The 273-nt window shown below is 62.3% G+C and carries 1 protein-coding gene; it reads right to left on the minus strand.

Annotated elements, in window-relative coordinates:
* Positions 1–273, minus strand: a 273-nt coding sequence (locus tag ACYP03_RS26105; RefSeq protein WP_459782684.1) for a hypothetical protein, incomplete at both ends; no start/stop codon positions are given.

The following is a 273-nucleotide window of genomic DNA, read 5'->3' on the forward strand; positions in this document are numbered from 1 at the left end:
TGTCCCAGCAACTGATGTTCAATCCGCCAGCGCTGACCGGGCTCCAGGCCATGCTCCGCACCGTGATCCAGCACCAGCCAGTCCTGCATATAATGGTGATCCTGTAAGCCTCCCAGCACTCTGACGGCCCGTGGCGGAACATCAGACGGCTCTGCAAAGCGGGGGGCTGTGGGCCTGAGCAGGCGATCACCCGGACGGATTTCCTGCATCCCTGCCGTAACGGTCAGCCGGCTGCCCTGATCATCATTGGTCACCACAGTGACACTCGCCACC

It is taken from the genome of Photobacterium sp. R1, assembly GCF_054600795.1.